Genomic DNA, 19,241 nt, shown 5'->3' with positions numbered 1-19,241 from the left:
GTGCGAAGGCTGCACATATTTATGGCGAACGCCTGGAGGGAGGTGGTGAATCTACCCAGTCATGGGGCCTTGTGCCTGGCGCCGATGGCTTGCCGCAGGTGACGAATTTTCACCAATTTGGCCCGCATCTCGCGCTGCCCCTTGCTGTTGAGTATCAGCAGCCCGAACAGTGGAAAAACCAGCGCCAGCCAATAAAGAACAGGATGAGGGGCGTATTGGAACATCGGCAACACAAACAGCAGGCAGGCCACGTAGATACCGACCATCAACCATGTCCAGGAGGGTTTGCCGCGCAAAATCATAAAGTTGCTGTGCACCGTCAGCAGCGTGAACACGGCCCCGGCCAGCATGATCTTGCGCCCGACTTGCGCAAGGGGCGCATCAGCAAAATAGGTGACGAACGCCAGCGCCATGGCCAACGCCAATGAAAAATACGCCGCAAATACGCCGCCCAGAAATGTCAGAAAGTAATGCCTGAAAAAGTCCCGGAGCGTCATCAGTTCGCCCATTCTTTTACTTCCTCGTACAACTGAACCGACGCTATCGGGGGCAAGCCCCCTCCCACACTCGACCGCATTCTCATGCTGGAACTCAGTCAAGTGTGGGAGGAGGCTTGCCCCCGATAGCAATCTGATAGGCGCCACCATACCAAACAGGCTCAGCACCTACCACAAAGCGAAACGCCAACCCGAGACTGGCGTTTTACAGGCCTGCGCGGCCGCCTGGTTTAGCGCGAGATCGTAACGCGGGCCAGACTTCCTGGTGAAGGTGCGAACACAGGTGGTGAATCTACCCAATCAACGGGCTCTACGCTGGGCAACGACGGCCTGTCGCAAGCGCCGTATTTCATGTAGCCGCTGACGCATTTCGCGGTGGCGCTTGCTGTTGAGCAACAGTAAGCCCAGCAGTGGGAACAAAACCGCCGAACCGTACACCAGGCGGTTGAGGTCGTACTGAATCATCGGCAAGACGAACAACAGGCATGCGCCGAGGTATCCCGCCACCAGCCTGGCCGCCCAGGGATAGCCACGCGCGATCATCACGTTGCCAAACACCAGCACCACCACCAGCAGCAGAATCGCAGCCCCCGAATAGCTGGACTTGAGCGCTGGCTCTACCCCACGCAAATAGGTCACGCCCGCAGTGGAAACTGCGACTGAGCCGGAGAAGATCGCCATGAAGACGGTGCCCATGAACACCGGAAAATAACGGGCGAGAAAACTGCGCATATCGGGGAAGCCGCTCATTCGGTCAAATCCTCGTACAAGCCGATCGCAATGGTGCTGGCCGTACCGACATGCCCGGTTCGATAGCTACCGGCGATGCCCAATAGGCCGCCCAGCGCATCTTTCAATTGGGTCAGCGTGGCGTGGCGGATTTCGGTGGAGCTGTAGCTCTTGGTCAGCTTGCCGGCGCGCTGCTGCAGCTTGAGCAACTTGGGCGTCAGGCTCGGATCGCGCAGGCTGAGCAACTCCTTGGTCAATTTCTTGCGTTCCTGACGGCTCAGGCCCTTGAGCAGCTCATACCAACTCTTACCCAACGCGGCGGCCTTGTTGGCTTTGAGCAGCCTGACCGTGGTCAAGGCCCCCGTGCCGATCCCCACCAGCGAGGCCGCATCGAGGATGGGCGAAACCGCGCCATACCATTCGGCGTCGTCCATGCGGTCGTTCGCATCGGGATCAAGTATTTCGTTATAGGTACGCGCCACGCCAAATCCGCATTGGGCGCTGCTCGCCAGCGCCGCAGTGACGCCGATACCCACCACAAACGCACTGGCACCCGCAGTGAACGGCACAGCGACGCTGCCGCTGAATACAACGATCCAGCCGATCACCGCTGCGCCACATGAAAGGCCCATATCAAACGCCTCTTTCCTCAGACGTCCTTCGCGGGGGTCGGTCTTCACCTGCTCTACAAACTGTGCGGGCGAGATGTATTTCTGCGCCTCGCGCAAGATGATGCGCTTGGGCCTGATACTGCAGATGGGCTTGAATTCGCGCAGAGTGATAACGTTGAGGTCAGCGTCGATATACACAACGCCAGCCCCGACGATGCCCGGATCGGCGTCGATAGCTGCAAACAACCGCGGCAGGTTGATCTGACTTTCAATACGCTGGCGCGCCATGAACTGGGAGCGGTTGGAGTCCATGCCGATGCTGAGCAGGGGGTTGCTCATGGGGGTGATCTTCCTTGAAGGGGGTGACGGAACTGACGCTATCGGGGGCAAGCCCCCTCCCACATTTTGAATGTATACACGCATCAACGTGTGGGAGGGGGCTTGCCCCCGATAGCAATCTGATAGGCGCCACCATACCAAACAGGCTCACCACCGACTAGAAAGCAAAACGCCAGCACGAGGCTGGCGTTTGGCATGTCAGGCTGCGATCAACGCGGCACCACCGGCTTGCGCACAGGCTTGCCGCCTTTGCCCTTCGCCGCATCGGTACGTTCCTTCGCCGCCTGTTTGTTGCGCGCCTGCGCCGCCGCCTTGGCTTGCTCGCGCTTGTCCCACGGGTTGCTGCCATCACTGCCACGCGGTGGCAGGCCGGTGTGCTGGGTGAGGATTTTGGTGGTGGTTTCCCTGGCGACCTTGTGGCTGCCGGCCGGCGTCGAGTTCTTGCGACGCGCGCTCTGGTAGCTGTCGGTGCTCGGCTGGTGCAGCGGAATCAGTTGGTCCTTGCCCGGCCCGATCAGGTCGGCGCGGCCCATGCGGGTCAGCGCTTCACGCAGCATCGGCCAGCCCTTGGGGTCGTGGTAGCGCAGGAACGCCTTGTGCAGGCGGCGCTGCTCTTCGCTCTTGACGATGGTCACCGCATCGCTCTTGTAGGTGACCTTGCGCAGCGGGTTCTTGCCCGAGTGGTACATCGCGGTGGCGGTGGCCATCGGCGACGGATAGAACGCCTGCACCTGGTCGGCACGGAAGCCGTTGCCCTTGAGCCACAGGGCCAGGTTCATCATGTCTTCATCGGTGGTGCCGGGGTGAGCGGCGATGAAGTACGGGATCAGGTACTGTTCCTTGCCCGCTTCCTTGGTGTACTTCTCGAACATGCGCTTGAACTTGTCATAGCTGCCGATGCCCGGTTTCATCATCTGGTTGAGCGGACCTTCCTCGGTATGCTCCGGGGCGATCTTCAGGTAGCCACCGACGTGGTGGGTCACCAGTTCCTTGACGTATTCCGGCGACTCAACGGCCAGGTCGTAACGCAGGCCGGAGGCGATCAGGATCTTCTTCACACCCGGCAACGCACGGGCGCTGCGGTACAGCTGGATCAGCGACGAGTGGTCGGTGTTCAGGTTCGGGCAGATGCCAGGGAACACGCACGACGGCTTGCGGCACGCGGATTCGATTTCCGGGCTCTTGCAGGCGATGCGATACATGTTCGCGGTTGGCCCACCGAGGTCGGAGATCACGCCGGTAAAGCCCGGCACCTTGTCGCGGATCTCTTCGATCTCGCGAATGATCGACTCTTCGGAACGGTTCTGGATGATGCGGCCTTCGTGCTCGGTGATCGAGCAGAAAGTGCAGCCGCCGAAGCAGCCACGCATGATGTTCACCGAGAAGCGGATCATGTCGTAGGCCGGGATCTTCTCCTTGCCGTACGCCGGGTGCGGGACACGGGCGTAAGGCATGCCGAACACGTAGTCCATTTCTTCGGTGGTCATCGGAATGGGCGGCGGGTTGAACCACACGTCGACTTCACCGTGCTTCTGCACCAGGGCGCGGGCGTTGCCTGGGTTGGTTTCCAGGTGCAACACGCGGTTGGCGTGGGCGTAGAGCACTGCATCGCCACGGACTTTTTCCACCGAAGGCAGGCGGATGACGGTCTTGTCGCGGGTCATGCGCGGGCTGGCCAGGATCTGTACGACCTTGGCTTCTTCCGGGTCGTCCACCGCGCCTTTTTCCTGCTCGATGGCGCAAGCCTGGGTGTCCTGGGTATTGACGTACGGGTTGATGATCTTGTCGACCTTGCCCGGGCGGTCGATGCGCGTGGAGTCCACTTCATACCAGCCCGCCGGGGTGTCACGGCGAATGAACGCGGTGCCGCGCACGTCGGTGATGTCTTCGATCTTATGGCCCCACGACAGGCGTTGGGCCACTTCGACGATGGCCCGCTCGGCGTTGCCGTACAGCAGGATATCGGCGGTGGCGTCGATCAGGATCGAGTTGCGCACACGGTCCTGCCAGTAGTCGTAGTGGGCGATGCGGCGCAGGGAGGCTTCGATACCGCCAAGCACGATTGGCACGTTCTTGTAGGCTTCCTTGCAACGCTGGCTGTACACCAGGCTCGCACGGTCCGGGCGTTTGCCGGCCATGCCGCCAGGGGTGTAGGCGTCGTCGGAGCGGATTTTCTTGTCGGCGGTGTAACGGTTGATCATCGAGTCCATGTTGCCGGCCGCGACGCCGAAGAACAGGTTCGGCTCGCCGAGCTTCATGAAGTCGTCTTTGGACTGCCAGTTCGGCTGCGCAATGATCCCGACGCGAAAGCCCTGGGACTCCAGCAGCCGGCCGATGATCGCCATGCCGAACGACGGATGGTCAACGTAGGCATCACCGGTGACGATGATGATGTCGCAGGAATCCCAGCCAAGCTGATCCATCTCCTCCCTGCTCATCGGCAGGAATGGCGCAGGACCGAAACATTCGGCCCAGTACTTGGGATAGTCAAATAACGGCTTGGCTGTTTGCATGACGGTGACCGGTGTTGAGATGAAAAATCGCGGGCGCGGAATATAGCACAAATTTTGACCAATTCCGACGACAGTGGTCGGCTTTTAGCCACGCCGCGCCCGACGGCGCTTATAGCCCGGTTTTGCTGGTGGCAGGGCCCGCATGGGGGTGCTGATCACTCGTCGTCATTGACGGTGCAGCGGCCGGGGCGTTTTCAGCGCACAGCTTTATGCACCGCTTCTTTCGATACTGTCCGCCCTAATGTCGCTCGGTCCTTTCAACAGAGCGCCTGCCAGGCTGCCATGCCAAGCGCTCTCTTCCTGAGCACACACCATGACCAACTCAGTCACCCCTGATGCAGAGCAACCTGCATTACTCACCAATGCAAGCTGGGCCGAACAACAGATTTATCAGCTGATACAGGAAAACGTAACCGCCTTCATGGGCAAGATGGGCGTGGATGAGCAAAAAGAATACCTGCGCCTGAGCAAAGAGCTGGTGGAGCGCGAGCAAACCCTTGGCAACGCCCTCACAGCTCTTTACGACGACCTGAGCCAGCAAATGGTCGACGCTCTGGAGCGCGCGCTGAAGAGCAAAACCGGCACGGCCATCAATTCGCGTACTACCTACCTGAAGACGCGGATCCGGCAGTTGCCGGTCTCCCCGGATGACCTCCCCGCCAACGATCGCCTGGGCAACAACGTGCGTATCTACAAAGAGGACCTGGGCGTACGTGAGTACGAACGCTCGATCACCTTGCTGGAGGCCGCGTATCGCAACTTCGGGTTTACCGCGTATTTCTCCACCGAAGAACAACGCGCCAGCTCTATCAGCGGCGACGTCATCAGCGTCAAAGAGTTCGTGGGCGTGGCAAGGAGCGTGGACATCGGCAAGCGCATCAGCGACTACATCGAAAAAGAGTTCATGAAGCGCCTGTCCACCCCGCTCTCCGGCCTGCAAGGCACCAAGCTGCTGGTCGCTTTGAGGGACGCCTATCGCACCAATGAGTCCTGGAGTATCAGCGAGCGGGAATTCAATGACCTCAAAAGCTGGCTGTTCGACACCAGCGTGCATTGGGACCTCTACCAACTGGACGCCGGCGGCGACAAGATTGCCTTGCCGTTTTTCACTCGTCGCTTTGATACGCCAGACGGTTCTTGCGTCTACAGTTATTTCCCGGACCGCCCCAACGGCGCACTACGGCGGCACGCCTCTGGGCAAGAAGCCGTGGACGCCCTGCAGAACCAGATCCGCAACGACGTGGGGCTGGCACACTTCAGTTGGTTCATGAAGGCCATCTCCCTGAACAATCAGGAAAAGCTGCGAGCCTTCATCAAACCGCTGAATGTCAACCGGGACGACCTCTCCTGGCACGCACGGATCCTGTACGACCTGTTTGCCAGCAAGACCCCAAACAGGCAAAAACTGGCGGTGGAAAAAATCGGCACGGACATCCGCAGCCTCGCCCTCACCTTGCCGATCTACCAGTCGTGGCCAATCCAATCGGACCTTATCCGACTGGCGCGCACCAATAAAATGGCGGACCGCGAGGCCGCCGTTGCGTTGGCCACCTATCTGGTCAGCGAGACCTTGTCGATGCTGCTGATTCCGCTCCCCGGTGGCGTGACCGGCTTGGGCAAAATCATGCTGGTCGCAATGCTGGGCACCCTCGTCTACCAGACCTGGTCTGCCATTGTGGCGCTGCGCCGAGGCCAGCAGGCAGAGCTGGTGCAAGCCGTCGGCGACATTCTTGACCTGCTGGTGGGGCTGCGTTTACAGGGGGCGGCGGCCAAGTTGTCTGCCCGCCGCACCCGTCGGTTGATGAGCGCGCTGGGCAACCCCAACTACGCTATTGCCACAGACGGCAAGCCAGGGTTGTGGTTCATCAACGACTACACACAAATCGACCCGAACTACCTGACAGGACTTGAACAAAACCCTCAAGGCCTGTTTGAAAAGGGCGGCCGCAGCTACATCAAGCTGCAGGTCGACAACCAAACCAAATTCGCCCAGGTCACCCTCGAGAAGAGCTCCGGGCGCTATCAACTGGACATGCCGGGCTCTTCAAGCATTCACCCCTATGTCACTTACTCGGCCAAACATGACCGCTGGACACTCGACTCCATCGATACCCGCGCGCTGAACGAAGCCCAATTGCTGCAGCACATGATCTCGCCCAGCGAACTGCCGTTGAGCCCGACCGCCAGCAAGCGCGCGTTGGATGTCGCAGCCGTTGATCGCCAGGAATTGCTGGATATCTGGTTCGATCGCCGGCCCGGCCCTGTCGCCTTGACACAAGCCATCGAGAATCAGCAACTGCGCGAAGGGCTCACCCAGCTGCAAACAGCGCTAGAGCGCAGCGATGGCCCGCTGCCGCCCATCGCCGACCAGATCATGCCTGCACTACTGGCAGACCTGGGCACCTGCACGATCAAGCTGTACACCCCTGACGGCAAAACCTTGCTGTCCAGCTACACCCCGGTGCTCGCGCCCCACACACAACCGTTGGCCACCATCGAGCTGCGCCAGGAGGGGCGTGATCGTTACCTGGCACCGGCATTTGGCTCGCCGGTCGGCTCACTCATGCAACAGGTCTTGCAGGAACATGAACGACTCATCCCGGGTAGCACGTTGGGTCAGGCAGGTCACGGCAGTGAAGCGCACCACCTGGCGAGCCGATTGCTTGAGCTGAGAAAAAAACTCGCGGCACACCTTCAGACGCATCAAGCAGCCGTGTATGAGGCGTTACGCGATGGCCGACTGCGCGACCACATGAATGCACAACATCCAGCCACTCGGTTTGCACCCACGGCACTGTTTGAGCAGACAGCCGGTGGTGACCCCGCCATCAGCCTGTTGCGGCGTCGCTTTCCGGACCTGTCACGAGCAATGGCCGCAGATTTGCTAAGGCTTCATCCCGCATTACGCGACATCGGCCTTTACTCGTTCCTGGAGGCTCCAGTACGCGAAGCCATTCACAAGAGTATTCAACAAAGCACCATCACTGAGGCGCTCAACGCACTTTCGGACCCGAGCGGCCTCGGGCTCAACGCGCACAGCCAGGCCCTGTTCTGCAACCTGCTGACGCTCTTGCCGGGTTGGCCGAGCGACCTCGGTGTAAAGGTTTACCAAGGCGCCACCGATCAGACCGGGCGGATCACCCACCGAGGCTCACTGCTGGAAACCTATGGGAGCGAAGACGCAGACAGCTTCGTCATGCTGGTCAAGTCCGGCACTGAATATGCCGGCTACCTACAGGGCAGTGGCGAACTGAAAACGGCCGTCGCCGGGCAGAACAGCCTACTCGGCGCCACCCTGCGCGCGCTCACCGAAACCCAACGCAATGAGTTGGGCCTTGAGCCCCACGACATCGCCGTGCTGGCCCAGGACGTGCTTGAACAGGCGCGCGTACAACAGGCGCATCTGCCGCAATTCCTCACACCTTCGCGGGAGGCGCCGCTATCAACCTCAAGCATCAGTGCTTTCCGGATACCCCACTGGCATGTGCCAGACAATGCCGATGCAGACGGCATCCACGCCATGGGCGAGCGTCGATACGTGACCATCGACAACGGCACCTACCGGGTCATGCTCGACCGCGACGCTTCCTCGGCGACTGGCAAAGTCTGGCGCATCGTCAAACCGGGCGATCCGGTAGCAATGGACGAGGCTAACGTCTACAACAGCAGCCGCCTCGGTGAAAGCCATGCCATCCGGCGCAACGCCGCCAATGTGTGGGTCAGCGCCCTCGTCGGTGCTCCGGGGGGTGTACGAGGCGAATGGCATGACTGGTCGTTCTTTCGGCAATTGGCCGACAGTGCCAGCGCCCTCTTGAATCAACTGCGCAGTCCGCAGCGGCGAGTACACACACTGTTTCCGTCGTTTGACCAGGGACAGATCAACGCCTTTATCCAGTCTCTGGACAACGACATTGCCGGCGGACTGGCTCGACGAGAAACCGAATACAGAACCCTCGGCAGGGAGTTGAAAGCATGGCGGCATGCGAACGCATCCGAATCTGCAAGCTGGCCCAGGCTCGTTACCGATGAGGTCAAACGCTGCTGGCGTCGTGAGACCGGGACATCACTCAGGATGCCGCCGGGTACGGCTGCGCTTCCTGGACTGAAAGCCGACTTCAGCCATGTACGGAAGTTGGATCTTGTGTCGATCAACTGGTCGGACGGGGCCGATACGTTCCTGGGCAATTTCTCCAATCTGGAGCGACTGAGCATCACCCACTCCAAACTCGACAGGCTTCCCACAGCGGTCAGCGAAATGAGCCAATTAACCTCGCTGAACGTGAGCTCGAACCAGATCAGGCTGGATGTACCCAGCGCTGAAAAATTGGCCGGCCTGGCCCAGCTTGAACATATCGATCTGTCGGAAAACCCGCTGGGGATAACACCAGATTTCAGTGGCATGCCGAAACTGCAAACCCTGGACCTCAGCAGTACACAGATCGATCAATGGCCAATAGGCCTGCTGAGTCAAACCAACCTGAAAAGCGTCAAACTGCTCAATAACCGCCTGCGCGCAGTGCCTGAAATCTGCCTGAACCCACCGACCGATCAATTGGAGGCCATCGTCCGGATCAATAACGTCACGCAGCTGCAAGGCAATGACTTCCCCGCTAAATACTGGAGAAAATTCGACAGCTATTGGCGCAATCTGCATGAAAACCATCCGAACCTGATCAACAACGCAATCGACAGCGCGTTTGACTGTGGCAATCCAAGGGTTGAAAGGTATCGGCGGATGTATCCGGGCAAGAGCATCAAGCAAAGTCGAGAGTTTCTCTGGGGGCTCCCCAAAGGAACAGTGGCGGCAGAGCTGGACAGGCTGGAACTTGAGTTCAATCAACTCCAATCACAGTTGGACGCCTGGGCCTTTTCGGGAGGCGTTCGCCGTCAGGGCTACGTTCGCGCAGGCCAATTGGCAACCAATGCAGTGACTCGGGGGGATCGCGACATCGCTAAAGCTCGTATTCTGAGTTGCTGGAGACGAGAAACACCACAGATGCTGGCCAATGACGGCACACCGATCGGCCTGCAACTCGATCTCAGTGGACTGACACTGCCGAGCCTGCCAGACCTTGACGTAGACTTCAGCCACGTAGGCTCACTCAAGCTGGATAATATGAACCTGAGTGTTTCCCCGGAAAGCTTCCTGACGCGATACCGACACGTACGCTGGCTGAACCTGGCAGACAATCAGCTCAGGGACCTTCCCCCGGCATTGGGCGAGATGCACGGCCTTACGCGCTTGTATCTGCATAACAACCGTATTCGCCTGACCCCGGACACCGCCCGCATCCTGGCGGAACGCGTCACGCTCAGAGCGCTCTTGTTACAGGGAAACCAACAGCTCGGCGTGACCCCCGACTTCAGCCAGATACCCGATATCCGCTCGATTAATCTGTCGGGCACAGGCATTGAGACATGGCCGACGGGCCTGGCGGAGCAGCCGCTGCTGGACACGATCAACCTGAATGCCAACCGGATTACAGAGATCCCTGACGCCGTCATCGCGCCTACAGATGCGCTCCTGGCCCAGGCGGCCCGACTCAATAACGTGACCTCTGTTACCGGCAATCCATTGTCCGATCAGACGTTGACGCGGGTCGCGCAATACGCAGAACGGTTGATCACAGCCGGGCTCGCCCAAGTGGGGCAGCCGAACCGTCTAGTGGTCACATCCACCGAAAACAGGTCACCGGCACCCTTTAGAAATCGGGGCGACGAGTCGTTTCGACGCTTGACCAACGGACTGGCCTCCGCCCAGGTTTCCGCCAGGCGGGCGCAATGGAATATGCTGCGCGAACAGCAGGGAGCGGAGCCTTTCTTCGACCTGCTCAGGCGCCTGGAGCAACTGGGTACGGGCCAGCAGGATCACCGGCGAAGAGTCTGGGAGTTGATCGACGCCATCTCCGAAAACAGTCCGGAGTCCGAACAGCTGCGCAGAGAAGTTTTCGATCGGGCCGGCGAACCTGCGTGCTGCGACCGAGCGGCGTTCTCGTTTGGCAACCTGGAGGTCGCGGTCCTGGTATACAGGGCCCTGAGTCAAGCCATGGACCAATCACAAGGCAAGGCGCTGTCGGCATTGTCCAGAGGGCTGTTCCGTTTGCACGAAGTGGACAAGTTCGCCTCAGCCGACATCCAGCGCAGCGAGATGATCGTCAACGATCCGACGGTATCGGAAGAAGGGAAACGCCCCCATCGCCTGCGCCTGAGTGAGGAAGTCGAGATCAGGCTGGCTTATCGCTACGGTCTCAAGGATCGCCTCCAGCTGCCCGGACAGCCTCAGCGGACGGCCTTTACCCAGATGGGTGACGTCACTCAGGACAGGCTGGATAGCGCTTATGAAAAAATCGTGGCCCTGGATAATTCACCTGAGGAATTCCAGGCACTGGTTTCCAGGGAGTTCTGGCAGGTCTATATAACCAACAAATACCGAGCGCAATTCGAAGCGCAGCGCCAACCCGCTCAGGAACGATTGAATGCATTACGTGACAGTTTTGTCGCCGGACTGCTGCCGGAAGCAGACTACAAGAAGCAAACCGATGACGAGCAGGCCCAGCTCGCTATCGAAGAAGCCGAGCTGATCCAGACACTGACTCGGCAAGTGCTGGCCGAATGATCCCGGCCAGCGGTTACTCGTCGTCGTCGAAGTTGTAACTGCCCGGCGCCAGGTTCTCGAAGCGCGTGTACTTACCGATGAACGCCAGGCGAATAAAGCCGATCGGGCCGTTCCGCTGCTTGCCGATGATGATCTCGGCGATGCCCTTGTGTTCCGTTTCGGGGTGGTACACCTCGTCGCGGTACACGAACATGATCACGTCGGCATCCTGCTCGATTGCCCCGGATTCACGCAAGTCGGAGTTCACCGGGCGCTTGTTGGGGCGTTGTTCCAGGGAACGGTTGAGCTGGGACAGCGCCACGACCGGGCAGTTGAATTCCTTGGCCAGGGCTTTCAGGGAACGGGAGATTTCGGAAATCTCGTTGGTACGGTTGTCGCCGCTCGAACCCGGGATCTGCATCAACTGCAGGTAGTCGATCATGATCAGGGCGATGTCACCGTGTTCACGCACCAGGCGGCGGGTACGCGCACGCATCTCTGAAGGGCTGATACCGGCGGTGTCATCGATGAACAGCTTGCGGTCGTTGAGCAGGTTGACCGCCGAGGTCAGGCGCGGCCAATCGTCGTCTTCGAGCTGACCGGAACGCACCTTGGTCTGGTCGATACGGCCGAGCGACGACAGCATACGCATGATCAGCGATTCGCCTGGCATCTCGAGGGAATACACCAGCACCGCCTTGTCGCTGCGCAGTACGGCGTTTTCCACCAGGTTCATTGCAAAGGTGGTCTTACCCATCGACGGACGACCGGCGACGATGATCAGGTCGGACGGCTGCAGGCCGCTGGTCTTTTCGTCGAGGTCGGTGTAGCCGGTGGAAATGCCGGTAATCGCCGCATCCGTGTTGAACAGGGTGTCGATGCGGTCGATGGCTTTGGTCAGCAGGTCGTTGACGCTGACCGGCCCGCCGGTTTTCGGACGGGCTTCGGCGATCTGGAAGATCTGGCGCTCGGCTTCGTCGAGGATTTCGGCGGCGGTGCGGCCTTCGGGGTTGAAGGCGCTGTCGGCGATTTCGGTGCTGATGCCGATCAACTGGCGCAAGGTGGCGCGCTCGCGGACGATCTGCGCATACGCCTTGATGTTGGCGACGGATGGCGTGTTCTTCGCCAGCTCACCGAGGTAGCCCAGGCCGCCGACCTGCGAGGTCTGGCCCTCCTTGTCCAGTTGCTCGGCCAGGGTCACCACGTCGATCGGTGAGTTCTGGTCGGCCAGCTTGGCGATGGCGCGGAAGATCAGGCGGTGGTCATGGCGATAGAAGTCACCGTCCGAGACTTGATCCAGCACGCGTTCCCAGGCGTTGTTGTCCAGCATCAAGCCACCGAGCACGGCCTGTTCGGCCTCGATGGAATGCGGCGGCACCTTCAGGGCAGCGGTTTGCAGATCGTATTGCTCAGGAGCGGAGATTTCGTTCATGGCCACTTGAAATTTGGGGTGTGTAAAAAAACAAAAGGCACGACCTGTAAACAGGATCGTGCCCGATGTTAACCGGCTGACACACGAGGTGCCAGTCAGTTAGGTGCGACTTAAGCTGCTACCACGACAACGCGTACGGTGGCTTCAACTTCGGCGTGCAGGTGCACGGCTACGTCGAATTCGCCTACGTTGCGGATGGTGCCGTTCGGCAGACGAACTTCGCTCTTCTGCACTTCAACGCCGGAGGCGGTCAGTGCATCAGCGATGTCGTGGGTGCCGATCGAACCGAACAGCTTGCCTTCGTCACCGGCAGTGGCAGTGATAGTCACTTCCAGCTCAGCCAGTTGGGCAGCGCGAGTTTCGGCCGAAGCTTTTTTGTCTGCTGCGGCTTTTTCCAGCTCAGCACGACGCTCTTCAAACGCAGCCAGGTTGGCAGCGGTTGCAGCGGTGGCTTTGCCGTATGGCAGCAGGTAGTTACGACCGTAGCCGGCCTTAACGTTCACTTTGTCGCCCAGGTTGCCCAGGTTGGCGACTTTTTCCAGAAGGATCAGTTGCATGTGAAAATCCTCTAACTTTTAACCTTCACCGTTCGCGCTATCGGCATCTTTCGACGCCAGACGTCCGCGAAAATCAATCAGGCCGTCGACAATGGCCAGGACCACGAGTAACGGATAGATCAGCTGCATGAACAGCAACAGCGTGACGTACAACCCCACCAGCCAGAACCTGGCCAGGCGCTTTCGCGCCACCAGCCCATGAATCAGGGCCAGCCCGGCAAACACCAGCGGTACGCTGCAAATCGGCGCCAGCAAGGCCATCTGTGGACCGAAGTTCGGTCCGACAACCATGCACGCCAGCAGCAACATCGCCGGTCCCGCGGGAATCCTGATACTGCGAAACTCGCGACCAAAACCACCCGGGTTATACAACAACGCCTGCCAATAACGCCCAAGAATCAGGCTCAGCACGCTGACAACCTGCAGCAAAGCCGCAATCAGGCCGGTCAGGACCGGCGCAATCAGTGACGCAAACCGCGCTCGCTCATCTACCGACAATTGCTGGTAGAGATCCCCGAGGGCCAGCGGCAGGATCTTGACGATCTCCTGCGCCAGCGCCTCGATTTGCGGGCGGAAAGCCGCGCCAAGCATCACTGAGTACACCAACCCCACTGCCACGCTGACCAGCAGCGTACGGACCCAGGACTCACTTGCGCGCAGAACCAACGCAAGGCTCGATGACCCCAGCAGTACCAGAAGTACCCGTGGATCACCCATTTGCAGCCACCAGATCAAGGCCGGCAACAAACCCAGGGCAAGAACGCCCAGGGCGTCCTTCAAACCGCGCCGCAGGAGCACAAGGCATCCAGCGGCAGCACCCAACCAATAAAGCAACGGCAATGCCGCACAGCCAGCCACTACCAGAGTGGCCTGCACACGACCGCGCATGATGAACTCAGCTAAGGCGCGCATGCATTCAATCCCTTACTACTTGTCGACTGCCCGGTCTCAGCGGCCGTGGCTGTCGGTGTAGGCCAGCAGGGCCAGGAAGCGGGCGCGCTTGATAGCGGTGGCCAGCTGACGCTGATAACGTGCTTTGGTACCGGTGATACGGCTTGGAACGATTTTGCCGGTCTCGGATACGTAGGCTTTCAGAGTGTTGAGATCTTTGTAATCGATCTCTTTCACGTCTTCAGCGGTGAAGCGGCAGAATTTACGACGACGGAAGAAACGTGCCATTTGATAGGCTCCTTAAAAGGTCCGTGGATTACTCGTCAGCGTTATCGCTGTTGTCGCTGTCATCACTATCAGCGCTATCAGCGCCTTCGTGCTCAGGACGGTCGCGACGCTCACGGCGCTCACTGCGGTTTTCTTCAGCCTTGAGCATCTCGGATTGGCCGGTAACGGCTTCTTCGCGACGGATGACCAGGTTACGGATCACTGCATCGTTGTAGCGGAAGTTGTCTTCCAGCTCGGCCAGGGCCTTGCCGGTGCATTCAACGTTCAGCATCACGTAGTGAGCCTTGTGAACATTGTTGATTGCGTAGGCCAGTTGACGACGGCCCCAATCTTCCAGACGGTGGATTTTGCCGCCGTCTTCTTCGATCAGCTTGGTGTAACGCTCAACCATGCCGCCGACTTGCTCGCTTTGATCCGGGTGGACCAAAAAGATGATTTCGTAATGACGCATGAATGCTCCTTACGGGTTGTAGCCTGCCGCTCAAAAACGGTCAGACAAGGAGTGAATGACACTTATGGATCTTGCCGCAGGGGAGGCACATGCGTGCCTGCCAGGTGGGCAAGGGGCGCAATTGTAGAGAAGGGGGAGAAAGCGCGCAAGGTGATTGGTGATTATTTGAACAATCGCCCAAACACCACAAAAACAACTGTGGGAGGGGGCTTGCTCCCGATTGCAGTGGGTCAGTCACAACATCTGTAACTGAAACACCGCTATCGGGGGCAAGCCCCCTCCCACATTTTGAACCAGGCCAGGCCCGGCTTACTTCTTGGTCTTGGCCTTGGCACCGCGCTGACGCCGCGCTTCGAACAGGCATACGCCCGTCGCCACCGACACGTTCAGGCTGCTGACGCTGCCGGCCATCGGCAAGTGCACCAGGTAATCGCAATGCTCGCGGGTCAGGCGACGCATGCCCTTGCCTTCGGCGCCCATGACCAGGATGGTCGGGCCGGTGAGGTCCTGATCGTAGATGCTGACTTCGGCCTCGCCTGCCGTGCCGACAATCCACAAGCCGCGCTGCTGAAGCTTCTCCAGGGTGCGCGCCAGGTTGGTCACGGCCACCAGCGGAATCACTTCCGCCGCGCCGCAGGCCACTTTACGCACGACCGGCGTGAGGGTGGCCGACTTGTCTTTAGGCACGATCACTGCCAGCGCGCCGGCCGCATCCGCCGAACGCAGGCAGGCGCCGAGGTTGTGCGGATCGGTCACGCCGTCCAGCACCAGCAGCAACGGTGCGCCTTCGGTACGGTCGAGCAGCTCGTCGAGCATGGCTTCGCCCCACACCTGACTCGGGCTGACGTCTGCCACCACGCCCTGGTGAACACCTTCTACCCATACGTCCATTTCACGGCGTTCGGCCTGGCCGATGGCAACCTTGTTCTGGGTGGCCAGCTCGACCAGCGTCTGCACGCGTGGCTCGCTGCGACCTTCCGCCAGCCACACCTGTTTGACGCGCTTGGGGTGGTGACGCAGCAGTGCTTCTACGGCGTGCACGCCGTAGATTTTTTCCAGACTCATGACTTGGCCTTAGGTTTGCGCGACCCGCCGCTTTTCGCGGGGGCCGAACCCGCTTTAGGCGGGCCTTTACGGTGTTTACTCGGTTTGCTCGACGGTTTTTCCGCCCCTTGGGACTTTCCCCCAGACGCCGCTTTACCACCGCTTTTGGCTTCGTTGAGCAACTGCTGCTTCAACTCGCGGCTCTTGCGCAGCTCGGCATTTTTCGCCGCGGCATCGCTTGGACGGTAGGCTTCAGGGGCCTTGTCCTTGGCCGAAGAACGACGTCCGGTCTTGGCAGGTGCAGGCTCGGCAGCCGTCTTCGCGCTGGAAGCCTTGCCTTTGGACGCCGGCGCTGCGGTTTCGCTGCCGCGCTTTTTGCGGCCAGCCGGCTCTGCGGGCTTGTCAGGCATGCCGAAGTCGATCTTGCGCTCGTCCAGATCGACACGCATGACCTGCACTTCCACGGTATCGCCCAGGCGGAAGCTGCGACCGGTGCGCTCGCCCGCCAGGCGATGGTGCACAGGATCGAAGTGGTAGTAGTCACCCGGCAAGGCGGTGACGTGCACCAGACCCTCGACGTAGATGTCGGTCAGCTCGACGAACAGGCCGAAACCGGTCACGGCGGTGATCACACCCGGGAACGATTCGCCCACGCGATCCTTCATGAACTCGCACTTGAGCCAGTTCACCACATCGCGGGTGGCTTCGTCGGCGCGACGCTCGCTCATGGAGCACTGCTCGCCCAACTGCTCAAGCGCCGCTTCGTCGTACGGATAGATCCGTGCCTTCGGAATGGTCATGGCACCGGCGCGCTTGACGTGCGGGGTGTTCTGCTTGGAATGGATCACGCTGCGGATCGCGCGGTGCGTGAGCAAGTCTGGGTAACGGCGGATCGGCGAAGTGAAGTGGGTGTACGCCTCGTAATTCAGGCCGAAGTGGCCCTGGTTATCGGCGCTGTACACCGCCTGGCTCAACGAGCGCAGCATCACGGTCTGGATCACGTGGTAATCCGGACGGTCCTTGATGCTGGCCAGCAGGGCCTGGTAATCCTTCGGCGTCGGGCCGTCCTTGCCTTTGTGCAGGGACAGGCCGAGCTCGCCAAGGAACGCACGCAGTTTTTCCAGGCGCTCCGGCGGCGGACCGTCGTGGACGCGGTACAACGCAGGAATCTCGTGCTTCTTCAGGAATTCAGCGGTGGCCACGTTGGCCGCCAGCATGCATTCCTCGATCAGCTTGTGCGCGTCGTTACGGGTGGTCGGGGTGATGGCAGCGATCTTGCGCTCGGAACCGAAGACAATCCGGGTTTCCTGGGTTTCAAAATCGATCGCGCCACGGGTGTGGCGGGCGCCCAGCAGCACCTTGTACAGCGAGTACAGCTGCTTGAGGTGCGGCACCACGTCGGCGTATTCGCCGCGCAGGGCCTTGGCTTCGCTGGTCTTCGGCGCTTCCAGGATGGTGCTGACCTTGTTGTAGGTCAGCCGCGCCTGGGAGTGAATCACCGCTTCGTAGAACTGGTAGTCGGTCATTTCGCCGGTTTTGGAGATGGTCATCTCGCACACCATGGCCAAACGGTCGACTTTCGGGTTCAGCGAGCACAGGCCGTTGGACAGCTGCTCCGGCAACATCGGGATCACGCGCTCAGGGAAGTACACGGAGTTGCCGCGCACCTGGGCTTCGTTATCCAGGGCCGAACCGATCTTCACGTAGCTGGACACGTCGGCAATCGCGACGTACAGCTTCCAGCCGCCGGAGAACAGGCGCAGCTTGCCCGGCTTGGCTTCACAGTAGACCGCGTCATCGAAGTCGCGCGCATCTTCGCCGTCGATGGTGACGAACGGCAGATGGCGCAGGTCGATGCGTTTTTCTTTGTCTTTGTCTTCAACTTCCGGCTTGAGCTTGGCGGCTTCCTTGAGCACGGCATCAGGCCAGACGTGAGGAATATCGTAGGTGCGCAGCGCCACGTCGATTTCCATGCCCGGCGCCATGTAGTTGCCGACCACTTCAACGATATCGCCCTGGGGCTGGAAGCGCGCAGTCGGCCAGTGGGTGATTTTCACCTCGACGAACTGGCCGACCTTGGCGGCGCCATTGCGGCCCGGGGTGATCAGCACTTCCTGCTGGACCTTCGGGTTATCCGGCACCACAAAGCCGATACCGCCTTCTTCGAAGTAACGACCGACGATGGACTCGTGGGCACGGGACACCACTTCGACGATCACGCCTTCACGACGCCCACGACGGTCCAGGCCGGACACGCGCGCCAGGGCACGGTCGCCATCGAACACCAGGCGCATTTGCGCAGGGCTCATGAACAGGTCGTCACTGCCGTCATCCGGGATCAGGAAGCCGAAGCCGTCCCGATGGCCGGCGATACGGCCCAGGATCAGGTCGAGCTTGTCGACCGGCGCGTAGGTGCCACGGCGGGTGTAGATCAACTGAGCATCGCGCTCCATCGCACGCAAACGGCGGCGCAGGGCTTCGAGCTGGTCTTCGGTGGTCAGACCGAACTCTTCAACCAACTGCTCGCGGCTAGCAGGCGAACCACGATCGGCGAGGTGCGCCAGGATCAGTTCGCGGCTAGGAATAGGGTTTTCATATTTTTCCGCTTCACGAGCGGCCTCGGGATCGAGGGACTGCCAATCGGCCATTAGAGAGTTTTCACCTTGTCTATATGCGGGTTAGTTTGGCATACGCGTATTGAAACGGGAAATTTCAGACGTCATCAAGCCTTTTAAAGCCCTTTGCAGCCCTCGGCGCGCACCTTGCACGACCATTGGCGAAATTTTCCAGGCTTTTTTCATGGCAGGGGTTTACAGGGCAAATATCGCTCCGTATAGTGCGCGCCATCGACGACGGCAACGTTGTCAGATAATGCCCAGGTGGTGAAATTGGTAGACACGCCAGCTTCAGGTGCTGGTGATCGCAAGGTCGTGGAAGTTCGAGTCTTCTCCTGGGCACCAAATTCAGATCAAACCCGCGAAAGCGGGTTTTTTCGTTTCAGACCTTTGATTTTTAACGGAAAAATTGATTTATATTTTTCGAATCAGGGGTTTACAGATTAAAAAGCCCGCCGTATAGTTCGCCCCATCAACAGCGGCAACGTTGCTTGATAATGCCCAGGTGGTGAAATTGGTAGACACGCCAGCTTCAGGTGCTGGTGATCGCAAGGTCGTGGAAGTTCGAGTCTTCTCCTGGGCACCAAATTCAGATCAAACCCGCGAAAGCGGGTTTTTTCGTTTCCGGGGTTTGAAAAATCCGGCTTGAAAACGCTCCCCGCGATTACCCTCAAGCCCG

12 protein-coding genes and 2 tRNA genes are annotated in these 19,241 nt (G+C 59.8%); 3 read left to right on the top strand and 11 right to left on the bottom strand.

The features are described 5' to 3' along the window. Nucleotides 1–59 precede the first annotated feature (59 nt). The 4 genes from BFP96_RS08585 to BFP96_RS08570 all read right to left on the bottom strand — a co-directional run bounded on the left by BFP96_RS08585 (nucleotide 60) and on the right by BFP96_RS08570 (nucleotide 4,689). Nucleotides 60–509: a hypothetical protein gene (locus BFP96_RS08585; RefSeq protein ID WP_065936029.1), complete on the bottom strand. Its 450-nt coding sequence runs from the start codon at nucleotides 507–509 to the stop codon at nucleotides 60–62. A 288-nt stretch (nucleotides 510–797) separates the two neighbouring features. After that, on the bottom strand, nucleotides 798–1,247 hold the full coding sequence (locus tag BFP96_RS08580) for a hypothetical protein (protein ID WP_065896731.1): 450 nt from the start codon (nucleotides 1,245–1,247) through the stop codon (nucleotides 798–800). Next, the gene (locus BFP96_RS08575; protein WP_065894513.1) at nucleotides 1,244–2,176 is read right to left on the bottom strand and encodes an NAD synthetase; all 933 of its coding nucleotides are present in this window, start codon (nucleotides 2,174–2,176) and stop codon (nucleotides 1,244–1,246) included. The genes BFP96_RS08580 and BFP96_RS08575 overlap by 4 nt, the downstream gene beginning before the upstream one ends. Nucleotides 2,177–2,385: 209 nt before the next feature. Beyond that, nucleotides 2,386–4,689, bottom strand: a complete 2,304-nt coding sequence (locus BFP96_RS08570) for a YgiQ family radical SAM protein (RefSeq protein ID WP_065894512.1) — start codon at nucleotides 4,687–4,689, stop codon at nucleotides 2,386–2,388. Nucleotides 4,690–5,119: 430 nt separating this feature from the next. On the opposite strand from BFP96_RS08570, the gene BFP96_RS08565 reads away from it, so the two are divergent. Continuing rightward, nucleotides 5,120–11,305 carry an NEL-type E3 ubiquitin ligase domain-containing protein gene (locus BFP96_RS08565; RefSeq protein WP_170875994.1) on the top strand — a complete coding sequence of 2,062 codons (6,186 nt, stop codon included), beginning with the start codon at nucleotides 5,120–5,122 and terminating at the stop codon, nucleotides 11,303–11,305. A gap of 13 nt (nucleotides 11,306–11,318) precedes the next feature. Here the strand turns inward: BFP96_RS08565 and dnaB are convergent, their stop codons facing one another. The 7 genes from dnaB to rnr all read right to left on the bottom strand — a co-directional run bounded on the left by dnaB (nucleotide 11,319) and on the right by rnr (nucleotide 18,595). After that, complete coding sequence (gene dnaB, locus BFP96_RS08560; RefSeq protein ID WP_003188079.1) at nucleotides 11,319–12,716, bottom strand: replicative DNA helicase; 1,398 nt, start codon at nucleotides 12,714–12,716, stop codon at nucleotides 11,319–11,321. A 110-nt stretch (nucleotides 12,717–12,826) separates the two neighbouring features. After that, entirely contained in the window at nucleotides 12,827–13,273 is a 447-nt protein-coding gene (gene rplI, locus BFP96_RS08555) for a 50S ribosomal protein L9 (protein ID WP_003171376.1), read from the bottom strand. An 18-nt stretch (nucleotides 13,274–13,291) separates the two neighbouring features. Further along, nucleotides 13,292–14,185 (bottom strand): hypothetical protein, encoded by an 894-nt coding sequence (locus tag BFP96_RS08550; RefSeq protein WP_065894510.1) that lies wholly within the window; start codon nucleotides 14,183–14,185, stop codon nucleotides 13,292–13,294. Nucleotides 14,186–14,221: 36 nt separating this feature from the next. After that, nucleotides 14,222–14,452: a 30S ribosomal protein S18 gene (rpsR, locus tag BFP96_RS08545; RefSeq protein ID WP_002551829.1), complete on the bottom strand. Its 231-nt coding sequence runs from the start codon at nucleotides 14,450–14,452 to the stop codon at nucleotides 14,222–14,224. Nucleotides 14,453–14,480: 28 nt separating this feature from the next. After that, nucleotides 14,481–14,903 carry a 30S ribosomal protein S6 gene (gene rpsF / locus BFP96_RS08540; protein ID WP_003236224.1) on the bottom strand — a complete coding sequence of 141 codons (423 nt, stop codon included), beginning with the start codon at nucleotides 14,901–14,903 and terminating at the stop codon, nucleotides 14,481–14,483. A gap of 309 nt (nucleotides 14,904–15,212) precedes the next feature. Then, nucleotides 15,213–15,968 (bottom strand): 23S rRNA (guanosine(2251)-2'-O)-methyltransferase RlmB, encoded by a 756-nt coding sequence (gene rlmB, locus BFP96_RS08535; protein WP_065883318.1) that lies wholly within the window; start codon nucleotides 15,966–15,968, stop codon nucleotides 15,213–15,215. Further along, nucleotides 15,965–18,595 carry a ribonuclease R gene (gene rnr, locus BFP96_RS08530; protein WP_065894508.1) on the bottom strand — a complete coding sequence of 877 codons (2,631 nt, stop codon included), beginning with the start codon at nucleotides 18,593–18,595 and terminating at the stop codon, nucleotides 15,965–15,967. The genes rlmB and rnr overlap by 4 nt, the downstream gene beginning before the upstream one ends. Before the next feature lie 225 nt (nucleotides 18,596–18,820). Between rnr and BFP96_RS08525 the strand changes: the two genes are divergently transcribed. Both BFP96_RS08525 and BFP96_RS08520 read left to right on the top strand, forming a co-directional pair. Then, nucleotides 18,821–18,907: transfer RNA gene (locus BFP96_RS08525), tRNA-Leu, on the top strand. A gap of 154 nt (nucleotides 18,908–19,061) precedes the next feature. Next, nucleotides 19,062–19,148: transfer RNA gene (locus BFP96_RS08520), tRNA-Leu, on the top strand. Nucleotides 19,149–19,241: the final 93 nt, after the last annotated feature.

It is taken from the genome of Pseudomonas sp. 34 E 7, from assembly GCF_900005715.1.
GTDB lineage: Bacteria > Pseudomonadota > Gammaproteobacteria > Pseudomonadales > Pseudomonadaceae > Aquipseudomonas > Aquipseudomonas orientalis_A.
The sequence above is the reverse complement of the archived record's forward strand: the minus strand, read 5'-3'. Positions and strand labels throughout refer to the sequence as shown.